Here is a 14913-nt window from a genome sequence, read left to right on the forward strand (position 1 = left end):
ATGGATCCTAGGGTCTGCGCTGCGTCGCTTCGCGCCTCGCTGCGCCCTAGGATGACGAAACGACAGGCTTCGGCTGATCCCCAAGCGGCGCGATGCACCCGGAATCAGATCACCGCGGCGACACCGTGCAGGATCGGCTGCAGGCGCACCAGGCCGATATCCTCGCGTTCGAAGCGGCTGCCGATCTTGGTCAGCTTGGCCAGCACCTGCTCGCCTTCGTCGGGTCCGATCGGCGCGATGACGATGCCGCCGCTCGACAATTGGTCGAGGAGAAAGCGCGGCAGGCTGTCGAAGGCCGCCCAGGCGACGATGCGGTCGAACGGCGCTTCGTTGGCCAGCCCGTTGGAACCGTCCGCCTGGCGCACGATGACATTGCCGATGGCGAGCGCCTCGAGCCGCTGCCGGGCCTGTTCGGCCAGCGTCTTGTAACGGTCGATGGTGACGATCCGCGCGGCAAGCCGCGACATCACCGCCGCCGTGTAGCCGGACCCGGTGCCGATCTCGAGCACCCGGTTGCCCGGCTCGATGGCAAGTGCCGCGATCACCGCCGCCTGCAGGTCGGCGCCTTCGATGGCCTCGCCGCATTCGATCGGCAGCATACGGTCCGACCAGGCTATCGAGTGGAAATGCGGAGACAGAAAGCCGCGCCGCGGCGTCGCCTCGAAGGCGGCGATCAGCGCCTTCGGCACCGTCCCCCTGCCGCGCAGGCGAAGCAGGAAGGCAGCGAAACCTTCGCGCTCGTCGACCGTTGCAGCGTGGTTCAAGTTCATGCGAGCGCCTTGGCCAGTTGATCGCGGATTTCATGCGCGGTGAGATCGAGCTGCAGCGGCGTCACCGACACCAGCCGATTCCGCAAGGCATGGAGGTCGGTGCCTTGCTTGCCTTCGACTGGCTCGCGGCCGAAGCGCAGCCAGTAGTAAGGCAGGCCGCGCCCGTCGCGCCGCTCGTCGACCCACAGGCTGTGGACCAGCTTGCCCTGCGAAGTGACCACAGTGCCGGCGATCTCTTGCGGCTCGCAATTCGGAAAATTGACGTTGAGCAGCACGCCGTCCGGCAACGGCATGGCGACGAGCTTTTCGAGCAGGGCCGGCGCCAGCGCTTCGGTGGTCTCGTAGGGAACGACGCGGTCCTCGCCGACATAGGAATAGGCCTGGCTGATGGCGATCGATCGCACGCCGAGCAGCGCGCCTTCCATGGCGCCGGCGACCGTGCCCGAATAGGTGACGTCGTCGGCGATGTTGGCGCCGGAATTGACGCCTGACAGGATCAGGTCAGGGGCTTCGGGCAGGATCTTCTTCACGCCCATGATGACACAGTCGGTCGGCGTTCCGCGCACCGCAAAGTGCTTTTCGCCGATTTTCCTGAGCCGCAGCGGCTCCGAGATCGACAGCGAATGCGCATAGCCGGACTGATCCTGTTCCGGTGCCACCACCCAGACGTCGTCCGACAGCGTGCGCGCGATGCGTTCGAGTGATGCAAGGCCCTCGGCATGGATGCCGTCGTCGTTGGTCAGGAGGATGCGCATGAGACCGCCTTTGCAGAATTGGATTGACGGCAGCGCTCTACGATACCCCCCTCTGTCCTGCCCTCTTTTCCACCACTTGACATCTCCCCCTCAAGGGGGGAGATCGGCAATACCGTAGCCGCCGCCTTCCTTGCTACGCCAACAGTTGGCGAAAGCTGTGATGACGGCGCAATCTCCCCCCTTGAGGGGGAGATGTCCGGCAGGACAGAGGGGGGCGCGAAGGGACGCGGGGCCGACAAGCTTGTCACCTCGATGATTCGATCTTTGCGAGACCGCCCATGTAAGGACGAAGCGCTTCAGGAATGGTTACGCTGCCGTCCTCGTTCTGGTAATTTTCGATGACGGCAATGAGAGCGCGGCCGACGGCGGTGCCCGAACCGTTCAGCGTGTGGACGAAGCGGTTGCCCTTGCCGTCCTTGTCCTTGTAGCGGGCGTCCATGCGCCGCGCCTGGAAATCGCCGCACACCGAGCAAGACGAGATTTCGCGATAGGCATTCTGGCCGGGCAGCCAGACCTCGATGTCGTAGGTCTTGCGCGCGCCAAAGCCCATGTCGCCGGTGCACAGCGTCATGGTGCGGAACGGCAGGCCGAGCCGCTTCAGCACCTCCTCGGCGCATTCGGTCATGCGCTCATGCTCGGCAACCGAAGTCTCCTGGTCGGTGATCGACACCAGCTCGACCTTGTAGAACTGGTGCTGGCGCAGCATGCCGCGCGTGTCGCGCCCGGCCGAACCGGCCTCCGAGCGGAAGCAAGGCGTCAGCGCGGTATAGCGCAGCGGCAGCTTTTCATGCGCCGTGATCTCTTCGCGTACCAGATTGGTGAGCGGCACTTCGGCGGTTGGGATGAGGCCAAGCCTGCCGTCCCCGTGCCGAACGAAGAATAAATCCTCCTCGAATTTCGGCAGTTGCCCGGTCCCGAAAAGCACCTCGTCGCGCACCATCAACGGCGGCTGGATCTCTACATAGCCGTGCTCGGTGGTGTGCAGATCCAGCATGAACTGGCCGAGCGCGCGTTCCATCCGCGCCAGGCCGCTTTTGAGCACGGTGAAGCGCGAGCCGGAAAGCCGTGCTGCCCGCTCGAAATCCATCATGCCGAGCGCTTCGCCGATCTCGAAATGCTCCTTCACCCAGTTCGGCCGCGTCGGCACCTCGCCGACGACGCGCTTGACGACGTTGTCGTGCTCGTCCTTGCCGACCGGCACGTCGTCGAACGGCACGTTTGGCAGCACCGCCAATGCATCGGTCAGCGCCTTGTCGAGCTCGCGCTCGCGCGCCTCGCCATTCTGGATGAAGGCCTTGATCTCGCCGACCTCGGCCTTCAGCCTTTCGGCAAGAGCTGCATCGCCCGAGCGCATGGCATTGCCGATCTCCTTCGATGCGGCGTTGCGGCGTTCCTGCCTGGTCTGCAGCTCGGTCAGATGCTCGCGCCGCGCCTCATCCGCGGCGATCAGGTCGTCGACCGTGGACTGCGCATCCTCGGCCGACCACGAGCGCTTCTGGAGCGCTTCGACAAGGGCCTCCGGGTTGTCGCGAATCCATTTGATGTCAAGCATGGTCTGTTCGTCCTCAGAGGGCATGTCGCCCAAAAGTGCGCAGCGGTTTTGGGACAATGACATGCCCAAAACAAAGACCAGAGGGCGTAAACCGCATCGATACAAGACGTCAAGGCAGAGTTCCTTCGCGCCGACCTCAGGTAGGCAGCACGCGCAACGTTCGATCGAAAGGACCCTGGAAACAAAAAACCCGCCTCGGGAGGCGGGTTTTTGGAGCCAATTGGCACCATACTTAAATTAGTAGCATAGCTGCCGGCACAAAGCAAGAACAAAGTTGCTATGGCCGGCAAAAAAATGCTGCCCGCTTCAACCGAACCTACGTCGAAGACGCGTCCGCCGGCTTTTCGGCCACCTCTTCGGTGGCGTCCTGCTTTTCGCGGGCCACACGGTCGCGCTCCTTGCTGCGTTCGATCAGCCGGGCCGACCAGATCGAGACCTCGTAGAGCAGGATCGTCGGAATGGCGAGGCCGATCTGGCTCATCGGGTCGGGCGGCGTCAGCACCGCCGCCACCACAAAGGCGATGACGATCGCCCATTTGCGCTTCTCGGCCAGGGCCGTGGACGACAGCATGCCGACCCGCGTCATCAGGCTTGTCACCACCGGCAGCTGGAACACCAGGCCGAAGGAGAAGATCAGCGTCATGATCAGGCTGAGATATTCGGACACTTTCGGCAGCAGCGAAATCTGCACCTGGTCGTTGGTGCCGGTCTGCTGCATGGCGAGGAAGAACCACATCACCATCGGCGTGAAGAAGAAATAGACCAGCGATGCGCCCATCAGGAACAGGATCGGCGAGGCGATCAGGAACGGCAGGAAGGCGTTGCGCTCGTTTTTGTAGAGGCCGGGCGCGATGAATTTGTAGATCTGCGTGGCGATCAGCGGAAAGGCGATGACCATGCCGCCGAACATGGCGAGCTTGACCTGGGTAAAGAAGAACTCCTGTGGCGCCGTATAGATCAGCTCGACCTTGTGCGGGTCGAGCCCGGCCCATTGGGTCGCCCATCTGAACGGAATGACCAGAAGGTTGAACAGCCGCTTGGCGAAAAAGAAGCAGACCAGGAAGGCAACAAAAAAACCGCCAATCGACCAGATCAGCCGCCGGCGCAACTCGATCAGGTGCTCCATCAGCGGAGCCGACGATTTTTCTATCTCGTCCTTTTCCTTGTCCGAAACGCTCACTTGGCGGCTCCCGCCGTTTTCCTGGCGGCCGGCTTCTTCGTTGCTGACGCCGGCTTCTTCGTTGCTGACGACTGCGCTTTTTGCTCAACTTTTGCGGCAGCCTTTGGCGCAGCAGTCTTTGCCGGCTTGGCCGGGACGGCGGCCGGGGCTTTCGCGGGCGCTGGCTTCTTCTTTGCCGCAGGTGCTTTTTTCGGCACGGCCGCTGCAGCCGTTTGCGCCTGCACTGCCGGCGCTACGACGGACTCGTCCGTCATCGGCGGAAAGATCGGCGTGGCCGGCGCCGGCTCCGGCGGGCTGACGCCCGGCATCGTCGTTGCGCCGTTCTTAAGCGGCTCGGCCGCCTGCTCCGTCGCAGCGGCGGCATCGACGGCCGGCTTGGGTTTCATCACTGCGTCGACGCCGGAACGGACGTCGGCGGCGGCCTGCTCGAATGGATTGAGCTGTTTCCTGATCTCGGCTGCCGGATTGAGGCTTCTCAGCGAATCGACCGACTTCTTGACGTCGTCGAGCTCGGCTTCCTTCAACGCGTCGTTGAACTGCCGCTGGAAATCGGACGCCATGGCGCGCAGCTTCGCCGTCGTGCGGCCGAAGGTGCGCAGCATGTTGGGCAAATCCTTGGGCCCGACGACCACGATCATGACGATCGCGATCACCAGCATCTCGGTCCAGCCGACTTCGAACATAGCTATACGTTCCGACTCAAGTTTTGGCCGACTAAAGTTTTGGGCTCAGCTTTTGCTGGCCTTTTCCTTCGGCACCGAAACGGTCTCGTCGGAACGGTGTTCGACGGTGCGCTTGTCCTCAGCCGTCTCGTCGTCGGCCATGCCCTTCTTGAAGCTCTTGATACCCTTGGCCATGTCGCCCATCAGCTCGGGGATCTTGCCGCGGCCGAACACCAGCAGCACGATCACCAGAACGATCATCCAGTGCCAAATCGAAAATGAACCCATAGCAAATCTCTCTCGAACGGTTTCCCAGACGCTGATCTATGCGCTTTCGGGTTCGGATTCAAACAGAACTGCGACAGAGTTCATGAATGAGTCGCCGAAGTCACGCACTTTCGGCACGGCGGCCCGCTACCAATCGGCGCAGTTCCATCCTGCCTGTGGCTTTAAGATGGCGCTCGGCTCAATCTTCCGTGACGCGCGGCGTCAAAAGGCCGAGTTCTTCGAGGTCGATGTCGGTCAGCGGATCCTCGTCGTCGGTGAGCGCATCGGGGTCGGCCGGCGGCAGCGGCACCGAGAAATTCGACGGCATGCGGCCGGACAGCAGCCCCGCACCCTTCAATTCCTCCATGCCGGGGAGATCGCGTATCTCCTCCAGTGCGAAATGGTCGAGGAAAATGTCGGTCGTGCCGTAAGTGACGGGACGGCCGGGCGTGCGACGCCGGCCGCGCATCCTCACCCATTCGGTCTCCATCAGCGTGTCGAGCGTCCCCTTTGACGTCTCGACGCCGCGGATGTCCTCGATCTCGGCGCGCGTTACCGGTTGGTGGTAGGCGATGATCGCCAGCACTTCGAGGGCAGCGCGGGACAGTTTGCGCTGCTGCACCGTGTCACGGCTCATCAGGAAGGCGAGGTCGCCGGCGGTGCGAAACGCCCAGGCATCGCCGACGCGCACCAGATTGACGCCGCGCCGCGCATAGATCTGCTGCAGTTCGGCCATTGCCGCGGCAATGTTGATGCCGTCGGGCAGTCGCGAAGTGAGCTGTTTTTCGCTGACCGGCTCGGCGCTGGCGAATACGATCGCCTCGGCCATCCGTACGGCCTCCGCCATATGCAGCCGCTCGCCAGGATTCCGCGACAAATTCTGCCCCTGATTTTGTGCCGGGTTTTCGGCGACCGCGCCTTGCTCGGCATCGTCGTCGACCTTGAACGGAATGACCGAAGCGTTGGCGCGTTCGCTCATGGTGTTACCTCGACTATCTTGATGGCCTGGGCGCGGCCGCGCAGATACAGCGGCGCGAACACCTGGTCCTGCCGCATTTCCATCTTGCCTTCGCGCACCAGTTCCAGCGTCGCCGCAAACGAGCTGGCAACCGCAGTGCGCCGCTCTTCCGGGCCGGCCAGATATTCGACCAGGAAACTGTCGAGCGCCGTCCAGTCGCGCAGCGACCCGATCAGCCTGATCAGCACGTCGCGCGCATCCTTGAGCGACCACACGCCGCGCCTGGCGATCGTCACATTGGTTATTGCCTGCTTCTGGCGCTGCTGAGCATAGGCGGTCAACAGGTCGTAGAGCGAGGCCGAATAGGCATTGCGCTTCTCGACGATGACCATTTCCGGCATGCCGCGTGCAAACACGTCGCGTCCGAGCCGGTTGCGGTTGACCAGCCGTGCCGCCGCGTCGCGCATCGCCTCCAGCCGCTTCAGCCGGAACTGTAGCACCGCCGCCAGTTCCTCGCCGCTTTCGCCTTCATCGCCGGGCTGCTTGGGGATCAGGAGCTTCGACTTGAGAAACGCCAGCCACGCCGCCATCACCAGATAGTCGGCGGCAAGCTCCAGTCTCAGCGCCCTCACCTTCTCGACGAAGGCCAGATACTGTTCGGCCAGCGCCAGGATCGAGATGCGCGACAGGTCGACCTTCTGATTGCGGGCAAGATGCAGCAGAAGATCGAGAGGACCTTCGAAGCCGGCCACATCGACGACCAACGCCGGATCGCCGGTCAGCCGGGAATCGTCGTTCTCGGCCCACAAGCGGTCCATCGGTGCGGCCTTGCCGGCCTTCAGGTCCAATGTTTCCGCCACTTCGCTTCCTTTGATGCTAGGCCGCCGCGTCGAAATAACTGGCAAATTCGGCCCGAATCTCGGTCTCGTCCGCCACGTCACGGTTCCTGATATAGGTCAGCGCCCGCTCCGCGCGCTCAAACGACTTGCCTTCAAGCCCGGTCGTGCGCGATGCAATGCCGGCCATCTCCTCGAACACGCCATTGCAGTGAAGGACCAGATCGCAGCCCGCCGCAAGGATAGCGGCCGCCTTTGACGGGAAATCCCCAGAAAGTGCCTTCATCGAGGTGTCGTCGCTCATCAACAGGCCGTCGAAGCCGATTTCGTCGCGGATGATCTTTTCGATGACCTTGCCGGATGTGGTGGCCGGGTTCTTCGGGTCGATCGCGCTATAGACGACATGCGCCGTCATCGCCATCGGCAAATGGTTGAGCTCCCTGAACGGGGCAAAATCATGCCGCTGCAAGTCGCCGATCGAGGCGTCGACGGTCGGCAGTTCGAAATGCGTATCGGCGAAGGCCCTTCCATGACCGGGAATATGCTTCATCACCGGCAGCACGCCGCCCGCCATCAGGCCTTCCGCCGCGGCGCGACCCAATTCGATGACGGCGCGCGGCTCCTTGCCATAGGCGCGCGCGCCGATGACGTCGCTGGCGCCCTCGATGGGCACGTCGAGCACCGGCAGGCAATCCGCCGTGATGCCGTAGCGCAGCAGGTCGAAGGCATGCAGCCGCGCCATCAGCCATGCGGCACGGGTGCCGGCGTCATGGTCGTCGCGCCACAAGGCGCCGAGTGCACCGGCAGCCGGATAGTTCGGCGCCAGCGGCGGCCGTAGGCGCTGCACCCGGCCGCCCTCCTGGTCGATGAACACCGGCGCATCCGCACGCCCGACGCAGTCGCGCATCGCGGCGACCAGATCGCGGATCTGCTCGGTCTCGCCGATATTGCGCGCAAACAGGATGAAGCCCCACGGGCATTCGTTGCGATAGAAACGGATCTCGTCGCGGGTCAGTGATTTCCCGGCGCAGCCGAGGATCATGGATTTTGATTCGGTCATGCGGAACAGTTTAGAGCTTCGCGCCGACAAAGGGAATCGCCCGCAATTGCCTTCAGAGGTTTCCGTTCACGCAAAAAAGCCGGCGCGGACGCCGGCTTTTCGAGAGGTTTTGGTGCCTAGTGGGACACGAAGCAATTGCCGCCGGCAGCCTTGTAGCTGGTGCACAGTTTGATCGCCTCGTTGCGAGACTGCGCCGGAACGCGGACGCGGTAGAAGGTGCCCTTGCCGGCAATCTCGGCCTTGACGATGTTGGCGGTGCGGCCGGAAAGCACGCTGCCGTAGCGGCGCTGCAGATCCTGATAAGTCGCCTGGGCGCTTTCGACTGTCGGCTGCGAAGCGATCTGTATCGACCACGAACCAGCGCCGGCCGCGGCCGGATCGATGGAAGCGACCTGATCGGGCTTGACCTCGCCGACCACGTCGACCGGCTGGTCGGACGGGCGCTGCGGCGCCACCGGAACCGTGGCCGGGGTGCTGGCGGACTGCTTGCTGGCCGACGGCTTGGCTTCAGCCTTTGTGTCGGGCTTGGGCGCCGGCTGCAGCTTGGAGGTTTCGGCCTGATCGCCGCTCGCCTGGTCGCCAATCTTCGGATCACTTGTCAATTGGTCGATCAGGGGCACGGTGCCGGTCTGCGCCGCGGCGTCGGCCTGGGCGGCCGGAGCCACGTGCTGCGGCGCCGGATCGGCCGGCTCGGCAGCAGCCATCTGCGGGGCGGCGGGCGCCGGATCCTCGCGCGCCACGAGCGAGCCGTCAGGTTTCACGACCATGGTCCGTACCTTGCGCGGCGCAACAGCGACGATCTCGGGGGTTGCACCCTTCTCGGCCTCCTGCAGAACCTGCGCGATGCGATCCTCGGACTTGGGCGCCGGTGCGGCGGCGGTTTCGGTAGCGCCAGCCGCATTGGCGCCAAGCGCATTGGTGTCAGGCGCGCTGGTGTCACGCGCGTTGGTGCCAGACGCATTGCTATCAGACGCCTCGGTGCCGGGCGCGTCGATATCGTCCGCGGCATCGGGGTCATTGGGCGAAAGATCGACGACGCGGCTCTCCGGTTCGTTGGCTTTCAGGTCCACGGGCTCTTCGGTGTTGGTAACCAGCTTCTGCTGAACCGGCTCGGCGGGCTTGGCGCCCTTGACCACAGCGTCATAAACCTTGTTGTCCTGGTTCGGCACGACGGTGCCGCCTGGATTTTCCGGCTTGATCTTGATCGGCCTGTTGTCGGCCTTGACGATGACCGGCGCATCGCCGCCGCTCTTGCCTCCGAGGGTCAACGCAAAGGCGCCAAGGCCTCCGGCGATCGCCACGGCGCCGACCACCGCACCTATCAGCAGCCCGCGCCTGCGCGGCTGCCTTTCGGCCTCGCGTTCGGCGAGGCCCGGAACCGACATCTCCTCGTCCAGTTCGGGATCGTAGTCGAGCTCATCGAAGGTGAAATCGTCGGCTTGCGAAACCGGCTGGCCGCCAGGCAATGGGCCCAGATCGAAACCGTCCGCTGCATCGGCATAGGAAGCGGCCGCCGCGCTGACGGGGGCTTCCGCAGGCTTGGCGCCATAGGCGCGCGTCTCGCTACGATCTTGCTTATAGCCAGACACGAAGCCGGCATCGTATTCATCGTCATAGCCAGCACTGCGCACCGGGGCAGGCGCTATATCCGTGGCATTCATTTCGGTGAGAAGGCTGGCAAAATCGGCATCGAGATCGTCGTAGGCGGGCGCCACCGGCTCGTCATCGTCGAAGTTGAGCTCCGGAATGTCGAGATCGTCCGCCAGCGCCACGACGCGCTCGGGCACGTCGACCGTCTCGACATCGGGCATCTCGTCATAGGCGGAAGGCTGCTGATGCGAGCTTGGTGCAGCTTCCGTGTAGGCGGGCCGATCTTCATAGGATGGCCTCTCTTCGACCGGTGCGGCCCGATAGGACGGCGTTGCAGCCGGCTGCGGCGGTGGTGCCGGACGCGCCGAAGCTACCGGCTGGCTTGCAAAAGCGGGCTGAGGCTGTGCGACCGGTGTCACGCGGCTCCACGAGCGGGCCGGCTCGGGCGGCGTGGCGCGTGTCGTCAGCCAGTTCAGCGCATCGAGCGGGTCTTCTTCGGCAGCAGCTGCCGCACTCTTGTCGGCCGAGTCATGATCCAGGCCGATGTTCCTGGCGAAGTCGGCATCGAGCGCATCGCTGTCGAGATCATCCGCGGGTCCGGCAGCGGCTTCAACACCGAAATCCTCGCCTTCAAGCTCATCGAGGAGGACACTGCCAAGATCGGCGTCATCGGCGGCACTGGACTGCGGCGGCTCAGCGGGCTCGTGCTCGTCGAGTTCCCAATCCAGCTCGTCGACAGCATGCACCGGTTCGTTGGCGACGTCTTTGACCGCCGCCATTGGCTGTTCAGCGGCCACTGCTGGCTTCTGAATTACCGGCGCGATAGGCTGCTGAACAGCCATCACGGGCTGCTGGGCAGACTGCTGGCTTGTCTGAGGTTCGTTGACCGCTTGTGCCGGCCGTGTGCTCATCGCACCGAGCAGCGCGTTCAGTTCGTCTTCCAGGCTGCGTTCCTCAGCCACTGGGGCCGTCGGGACGACAGCGGCTGGCGCCACTGGTTCGGCCGCAACTTGCGCCACGGGCTCTTCGGCTTCCTCGGCAGGCGCATCGTCGAAGCTCAGATCGAAATCGTCGTCGAACGCCGCTTCAGCGGCCGTGCCGGAAAGCCGGGCGGCCTCTGGGTCTTCGATAAACTCTGGTTCTTCGATTTCGGCAGGCCCGTTCGAGCGAACGTCGAAGTCCATGTCGACATCGGCCATGGCATCATCGAGATGGCCGGCAAGATCCTCATCGGCCGAGACCGCCTCAACCGGCGATGCCGGGGCGGCGACGTTTTCCGCCGGCTCATGCTCGTCGAACATCAGCTCGTCTTCGAGCGAGCTTGCAACGGCATCGTCGAACTCGTCATCGAACGCAGGCGTGGCCGCTTGCGCGGCGGTTTCAACGGCGACGGTCTGCTCCATCGGCTCATGCTCTTCGAGCATCAGCTCGTCTTCGAGCGAACTTGCCACGGCATTGTCGAACTCATCGTCGAAGGCGGGCTCGTCGACCGGCTCGATCGCCCCGGCTGCGGCCCTGGGTTCATTCTCGCCGGTCACCGCGATCTTGGCCGTCACATCGTCGTCGTGCCGAAAATCCTGGTCGACAGAGGCGGCAAGTTCGTCGTCACTCGAAAGGTCGTCCTCGAACGGCGACACGTCTTCGAGCGAGCCGGCGACGGCGTTATCGAACTCGTCGTCGAGCTCCGGCTCGACGGCGGAAGCGAATGCCGTTTCGGGGGCGGAGGCAATTTCGTCGGCGGCAACAGAAGTGGCCGCAACAGGAGCAGCATCATCCGCCGCACTGTCGTCGAACGCGAAATCCTGTTCGAACGAGGCAGCAAGCGCGTCCTCCATTTCGTCGGCGGCGGCCGGTTCGGGTGTCGGCTCGCGAAGCTTGGCAGAGGAAGCATTGTCATTGGCGTCGGCGCCGAATTCGCCCATCAACTCCTTCTCGAGATCGATCTCGAAATCGCCCTCGTCCACCGACGGTTCGGCGGCAGCGGTTTTCGGCTGGGCCGGCGTTTGCGGTTTGACCGGCTGGCGCGGGTCGAACCCCATGATCCTGGTCAGTTCCGCGAACGGATCATCGTTGGCGATGTCGTTGTGGTCGGCTGCTCTCAGCTGGGTTCTGTCTGCCATTATTGTTCCCGAACTCGCACTCATTCGGACGCCATGGACGTCGCGTAGGGTTGGCCCTTACCAGCGCAATGTGGGCAAAAGGTGACAGGTTTTTTACTCAAACCTAACGCATTTCGGTGGGCGCATTGGCTCCGATCAGCGTCAGGCCGGACGTCAAAACGTCCGAAACAGCCTGCACCAGCCCTAGTCTGGCATGCGTCAATTGTCGGTCGTTAACCTTAACAAAACGTAAGTCGGGATTGTCGGTGCCCCGGTTCCAGTGTCCGTGGAAGCTGGAAGCGAGTTCGTAGAGGTAAAATGCCAGCCGGTGGGGCTCGAGCGCGAGCGCCGCGGCTTCGATCAGCCGAGGATATTCGGCGAGCTTCCTGATCAGGCCGATCTCCCCCTCATCGGTCAGCAAAGCCACTTCGGCGGCCAGCTGGTTGCGGTCGAACATGGCCTCGCCCAATTGCTCGCTCGCCTGCCGGAACACCGAATGGCAGCGCGCCGAGGCATACTGCACGTAGAACACCGGATTGTCCTTCGACTGCTCGGTCACCTTGGCGAAGTCGAAGTCGAGCGGCGCGTCGTTCTTGCGGTAGAGCATCATGAAGCGAACTGCATCTCGTCCAACTTCTTCGATGACCTCCCGAAGAGTGACGAAATTGCCAGTTCGCTTTCCCATCCGCACCGGCTCGCCGGCGCGAAAAAGCCTCACCAGCTGGCAAAGCAGCACGGTAAGCTTGACCTCGTCGCCGGCAATCGCCCGGGCAAGCGCTTCCAGCCGTTTCACGTAGCCGCCATGATCGGCGCCAAGCACATAGATCAGGTCGACGAAGCCGCGATCGACCTTGTCCTTGAGGTAGGCGACATCGGCGGCGAAATAGGTGAAGGTGCCGTCCGACTTGACCAGCGCCCGGTCCATGTCGTCGCCGACCGCGGTCGAGCGGAACAGCGTCTGCTCGCGGTCCTCCCAGTCGTCCGGCTTCTCGCCCTTGGGCGGCGGCAGCTTGCCCTTGTAGATGTGGCCCTTCAGCGTCAGGTCGCTGATCGCCGAGCGTATCTTGCGGGCGTTGTTCGCATGCAGCGTCCGCTCGGAGAAGAAGACGTCGTGATGCACGTTGAGCAGCGCCAGATCCTCGCGGATCATCGCCATCATCGCGTCGATCGTCCTGTCCTTGACGATGGCAAGCGCCTCCTCGTCCGGCATCTGCAGCAGGGAGCGGCCGAATTCGCTGGCCAGCGCCTGGCCGACCGGGACGAGATAGTCGCCTGGATAAAGCCCGGCCGGAATGTCGCCGATTTCCTCGCCGAGCGCCTCGCGGTAGCGCAGCATGACTGAGCGGCCGAGCACGTCGATCTGCGAACCGGCATCGTTGATGACGTATTCCTTGGTCACGTCGTAACCGGCGAAGGCCATCAGATTGGCGAGCGCGTCGCCGACCACGGCACCCCGGCAATGGCCGACATGCATCGGGCCGGTCGGGTTGGCCGAGACATATTCGACATTGGTTTTCTTGCCGCCGCCGATAGTCGAGCGGCCGTAATTGCGGCCTTCGCCGAGCAGCGCCGTCAGATGCGCCTGCCAGAAGCCGTCCTTGAGCCTGAGATTGACGAAGCCCGGGCCGGCGATCTCGGCGGCCGCGATATCCTCGTCGGCGCGCAGCGCCTCGGCCAGCCTTTCGGCCAGCGCACGCGGGTTCTGGCCGGTCGGCTTGGCCAACACCATGGCTGCGTTGGTCGCGAGATCGCCATGGCTGGCATCGCGCGGCGGCTCGACGGCGATGCGCGACAGGTCCGGCGACACGCCATCCTTGTCTTTCAAATCAAGCGCTTCGACGGCCTTTATGATTCGCGCGTTGAAATCGGCGAAGATGTTCATTGCTGTGGCTCTGACGGTTTTGCAGGGATCCGGCTCGTTGGCCGGCAAAATCGCGCCCGCCCTAGCTCAAATCCGGCGTATGGTCAAACAAACGCCTGTGTTCCTTGAGCGCATAAGTGTCCGTCATGCCGGCCAGGAAATCGGCAACACTGCGCGCCTTGACGCGGTCCTCTGCCCGATCGAGCCCTTCGCGCCAGCCATCCGGCATAGCGCGCGGATCGGCGAAATAGACGTCGAACAGGTCCCTGACGATCTGGTCGGCATCGGCGCGCACCCGCATGACCTCCGCATGCCGGTAGAGGTGTTTGTAGAGAAAGGCCTTCAGCTCCTTTTCCAATACGGCCGTCTCGGCGGAGAAGCTCACCATCGGCTCGCCGGCCGCCCTTACCGCTTCGGCGGTGCCGGGCTTGATGCGCGCCAGATTGGCTGTCGTCGAGACGATCACGTCCTCGACCATGATGGTGATCTGCCGGCGCATCAGCTCGTGGCCGGTGCGTACGTCATCGAGCGCCGGATAGCGCTGACGCACGCCCTTGAGGATCGACCCCGGCAGCGAGACGCCCTCCAGCATATCCAGCGTCAACAGCCCTGCCCTCAAGCCGTCATCGATGTCGTGGGTGTTGTAGGCGATGTCGTCGGCAATCGCCGCACACTGCGCCTCGATACCAGCGAAGCGGTCGAGCTCGAGGTCGTGCAGTTCGGAATAGTCGCGGATAGCCTGCGGCACCGGCCCCTTCAGCCCTTTGCCCTTGGCATCGGTCAGCGGGCCATTGTGCTTGACCAGCCCCTCCAGCGTTTCCCAGGTGAGGTTCAGCCCATCGAACTCGGCATAGCGCCGCTCCAGCCGCGTCACCACACGCAGCGACTGCGCATTGTGGTCGAAGCCGCCCCAGGCGGCCATCTTCTCGTTCAGCGCGTCCTCGCCGGTATGACCGAAGGGCGTGTGGCCGAAGTCGTGCACCAGGGCCACCGCCTCGGCCAGGTCCTCGTCGCCGCGCAGCGCCCGCGCCAGAGCGCGTGCGATTTGCGCGACCTCGATCGAATGCGTCAGCCTCGTGCGGTAATGGTCGCCTTCGTGTGCGACGAACACTTGCGTCTTGTGCTTCAGCCGGCGGAACGCCGTCGAATGGATGATGCGGTCGCGGTCGCGCTGGAACGGCGTGCGCGTCGGGCTTTCCACCTCGTCGAACAGCCGCCCGCGCGACTTCGCCGGGTCGCTGGCATAGGCCGCGCGCGGCCGATAGCCGAATCCGATGTCGCCCAACTCGTTGGTCATAGCGTATGCCGCAGTTGACTTGCCCC

12 protein-coding genes are annotated in these 14913 nt (G+C 63.8%); all 12 read right to left on the reverse strand.

What is annotated here, in order from left to right:
• Positions 1–104: 104 nt before the first annotated feature.
• Complete coding sequence (locus NKI17_RS25560) at positions 105–770, reverse strand: protein-L-isoaspartate(D-aspartate) O-methyltransferase (RefSeq protein WP_352906959.1); 666 nt, start codon at positions 768–770, stop codon at positions 105–107.
• On the reverse strand, positions 767–1525 hold the full coding sequence (surE, locus tag NKI17_RS25565; RefSeq protein WP_352577592.1) for a 5'/3'-nucleotidase SurE: 759 nt from the start codon (positions 1523–1525) through the stop codon (positions 767–769). Before surE ends, NKI17_RS25560 begins: the two co-directional genes overlap by 4 nt.
• A 244-nt stretch (positions 1526–1769) precedes the next feature.
• The gene (serS, locus tag NKI17_RS25570; protein ID WP_352906960.1) at positions 1770–3077 is read right to left on the reverse strand and encodes a serine--tRNA ligase; all 1308 of its coding nucleotides are present in this window, start codon (positions 3075–3077) and stop codon (positions 1770–1772) included.
• 316 nt (positions 3078–3393) lie between these two features.
• Positions 3394–4257, reverse strand: a complete 864-nt coding sequence (gene tatC, locus NKI17_RS25575) for a twin-arginine translocase subunit TatC (RefSeq protein ID WP_023678927.1) — start codon at positions 4255–4257, stop codon at positions 3394–3396.
• Positions 4254–4940 carry a Sec-independent protein translocase protein TatB gene (tatB, locus tag NKI17_RS25580; protein ID WP_352827177.1) on the reverse strand — a complete coding sequence of 229 codons (687 nt, stop codon included), beginning with the start codon at positions 4938–4940 and terminating at the stop codon, positions 4254–4256. The genes tatC and tatB overlap by 4 nt, the downstream gene beginning before the upstream one ends.
• A 45-nt stretch (positions 4941–4985) precedes the next feature.
• Entirely contained in the window at positions 4986–5207 is a 222-nt protein-coding gene (locus NKI17_RS25585) for a twin-arginine translocase TatA/TatE family subunit (RefSeq protein ID WP_023678929.1), read from the reverse strand.
• Positions 5208–5385: 178 nt separating this feature from the next.
• On the reverse strand, positions 5386–6165 hold the full coding sequence (gene scpB / locus NKI17_RS25590) for an SMC-Scp complex subunit ScpB (RefSeq protein WP_352451389.1): 780 nt from the start codon (positions 6163–6165) through the stop codon (positions 5386–5388).
• Positions 6162–6962: a segregation and condensation protein A gene (locus NKI17_RS25595; RefSeq protein ID WP_352482297.1), complete on the reverse strand. Its 801-nt coding sequence runs from the start codon at positions 6960–6962 to the stop codon at positions 6162–6164. Before NKI17_RS25595 ends, scpB begins: the two co-directional genes overlap by 4 nt.
• A gap of 58 nt (positions 6963–7020) precedes the next feature.
• Positions 7021–8040: a beta-N-acetylhexosaminidase gene (gene nagZ / locus NKI17_RS25600; RefSeq protein WP_352906961.1), complete on the reverse strand. Its 1020-nt coding sequence runs from the start codon at positions 8038–8040 to the stop codon at positions 7021–7023.
• A 116-nt stretch (positions 8041–8156) separates the two neighbouring features.
• A complete protein-coding gene (locus NKI17_RS25605) occupies positions 8157–11750 on the reverse strand; it encodes an SPOR domain-containing protein (RefSeq protein ID WP_352467013.1) in 3594 nt (1197 codons plus the stop codon).
• A 103-nt stretch (positions 11751–11853) separates the two neighbouring features.
• Positions 11854–13611, reverse strand: coding sequence for an arginine--tRNA ligase (gene argS / locus NKI17_RS25610; protein WP_352467014.1), 1758 nt, complete (start codon positions 13609–13611; stop codon positions 11854–11856).
• Between the two features lie 61 nt (positions 13612–13672).
• The gene (locus NKI17_RS25615; RefSeq protein WP_352467015.1) at positions 13673–14887 is read right to left on the reverse strand and encodes a deoxyguanosinetriphosphate triphosphohydrolase; all 1215 of its coding nucleotides are present in this window, start codon (positions 14885–14887) and stop codon (positions 13673–13675) included.
• Positions 14888–14913: the final 26 nt, after the last annotated feature.

This window comes from Mesorhizobium sp. M0816, from assembly GCF_040320005.1.
Lineage (GTDB): Bacteria > Pseudomonadota > Alphaproteobacteria > Rhizobiales > Rhizobiaceae > Mesorhizobium.

Bases quoted from the DNA above. Each gene is read 5' to 3' on its own strand.
- argS (WP_352467014.1), bottom strand. From the start codon at position 13,611: ATGAACATCTTCGCCGATTTCAACGCGCGAATCATAAAGGCCGTCGAA.
- surE (WP_352577592.1), bottom strand. From the start codon at position 1,525: ATGCGCATCCTCCTGACCAACGACGACGGCATCCATGCCGAGGGCCTT.
- tatB (WP_352827177.1), bottom strand. From the start codon at position 4,940: ATGTTCGAAGTCGGCTGGACCGAGATGCTGGTGATCGCGATCGTCATG.
- nagZ (WP_352906961.1), bottom strand. From the start codon at position 8,040: ATGACCGAATCAAAATCCATGATCCTCGGCTGCGCCGGGAAATCACTG.
- NKI17_RS25585 (WP_023678929.1), bottom strand. From the start codon at position 5,207: ATGGGTTCATTTTCGATTTGGCACTGGATGATCGTTCTGGTGATCGTG.
- NKI17_RS25595 (WP_352482297.1), bottom strand. From the start codon at position 6,962: ATGGACCGCTTGTGGGCCGAGAACGACGATTCCCGGCTGACCGGCGAT.
- serS (WP_352906960.1), bottom strand. From the start codon at position 3,077: ATGCTTGACATCAAATGGATTCGCGACAACCCGGAGGCCCTTGTCGAA.
- NKI17_RS25615 (WP_352467015.1), bottom strand. From the start codon at position 14,887: ATGACCAACGAGTTGGGCGACATCGGATTCGGCTATCGGCCGCGCGCG.
- NKI17_RS25605 (WP_352467013.1), bottom strand. From the start codon at position 11,750: ATGGCAGACAGAACCCAGCTGAGAGCAGCCGACCACAACGACATCGCC.
- NKI17_RS25560 (WP_352906959.1), bottom strand. From the start codon at position 770: ATGAACTTGAACCACGCTGCAACGGTCGACGAGCGCGAAGGTTTCGCT.
- scpB (WP_352451389.1), bottom strand. From the start codon at position 6,165: ATGAGCGAACGCGCCAACGCTTCGGTCATTCCGTTCAAGGTCGACGAC.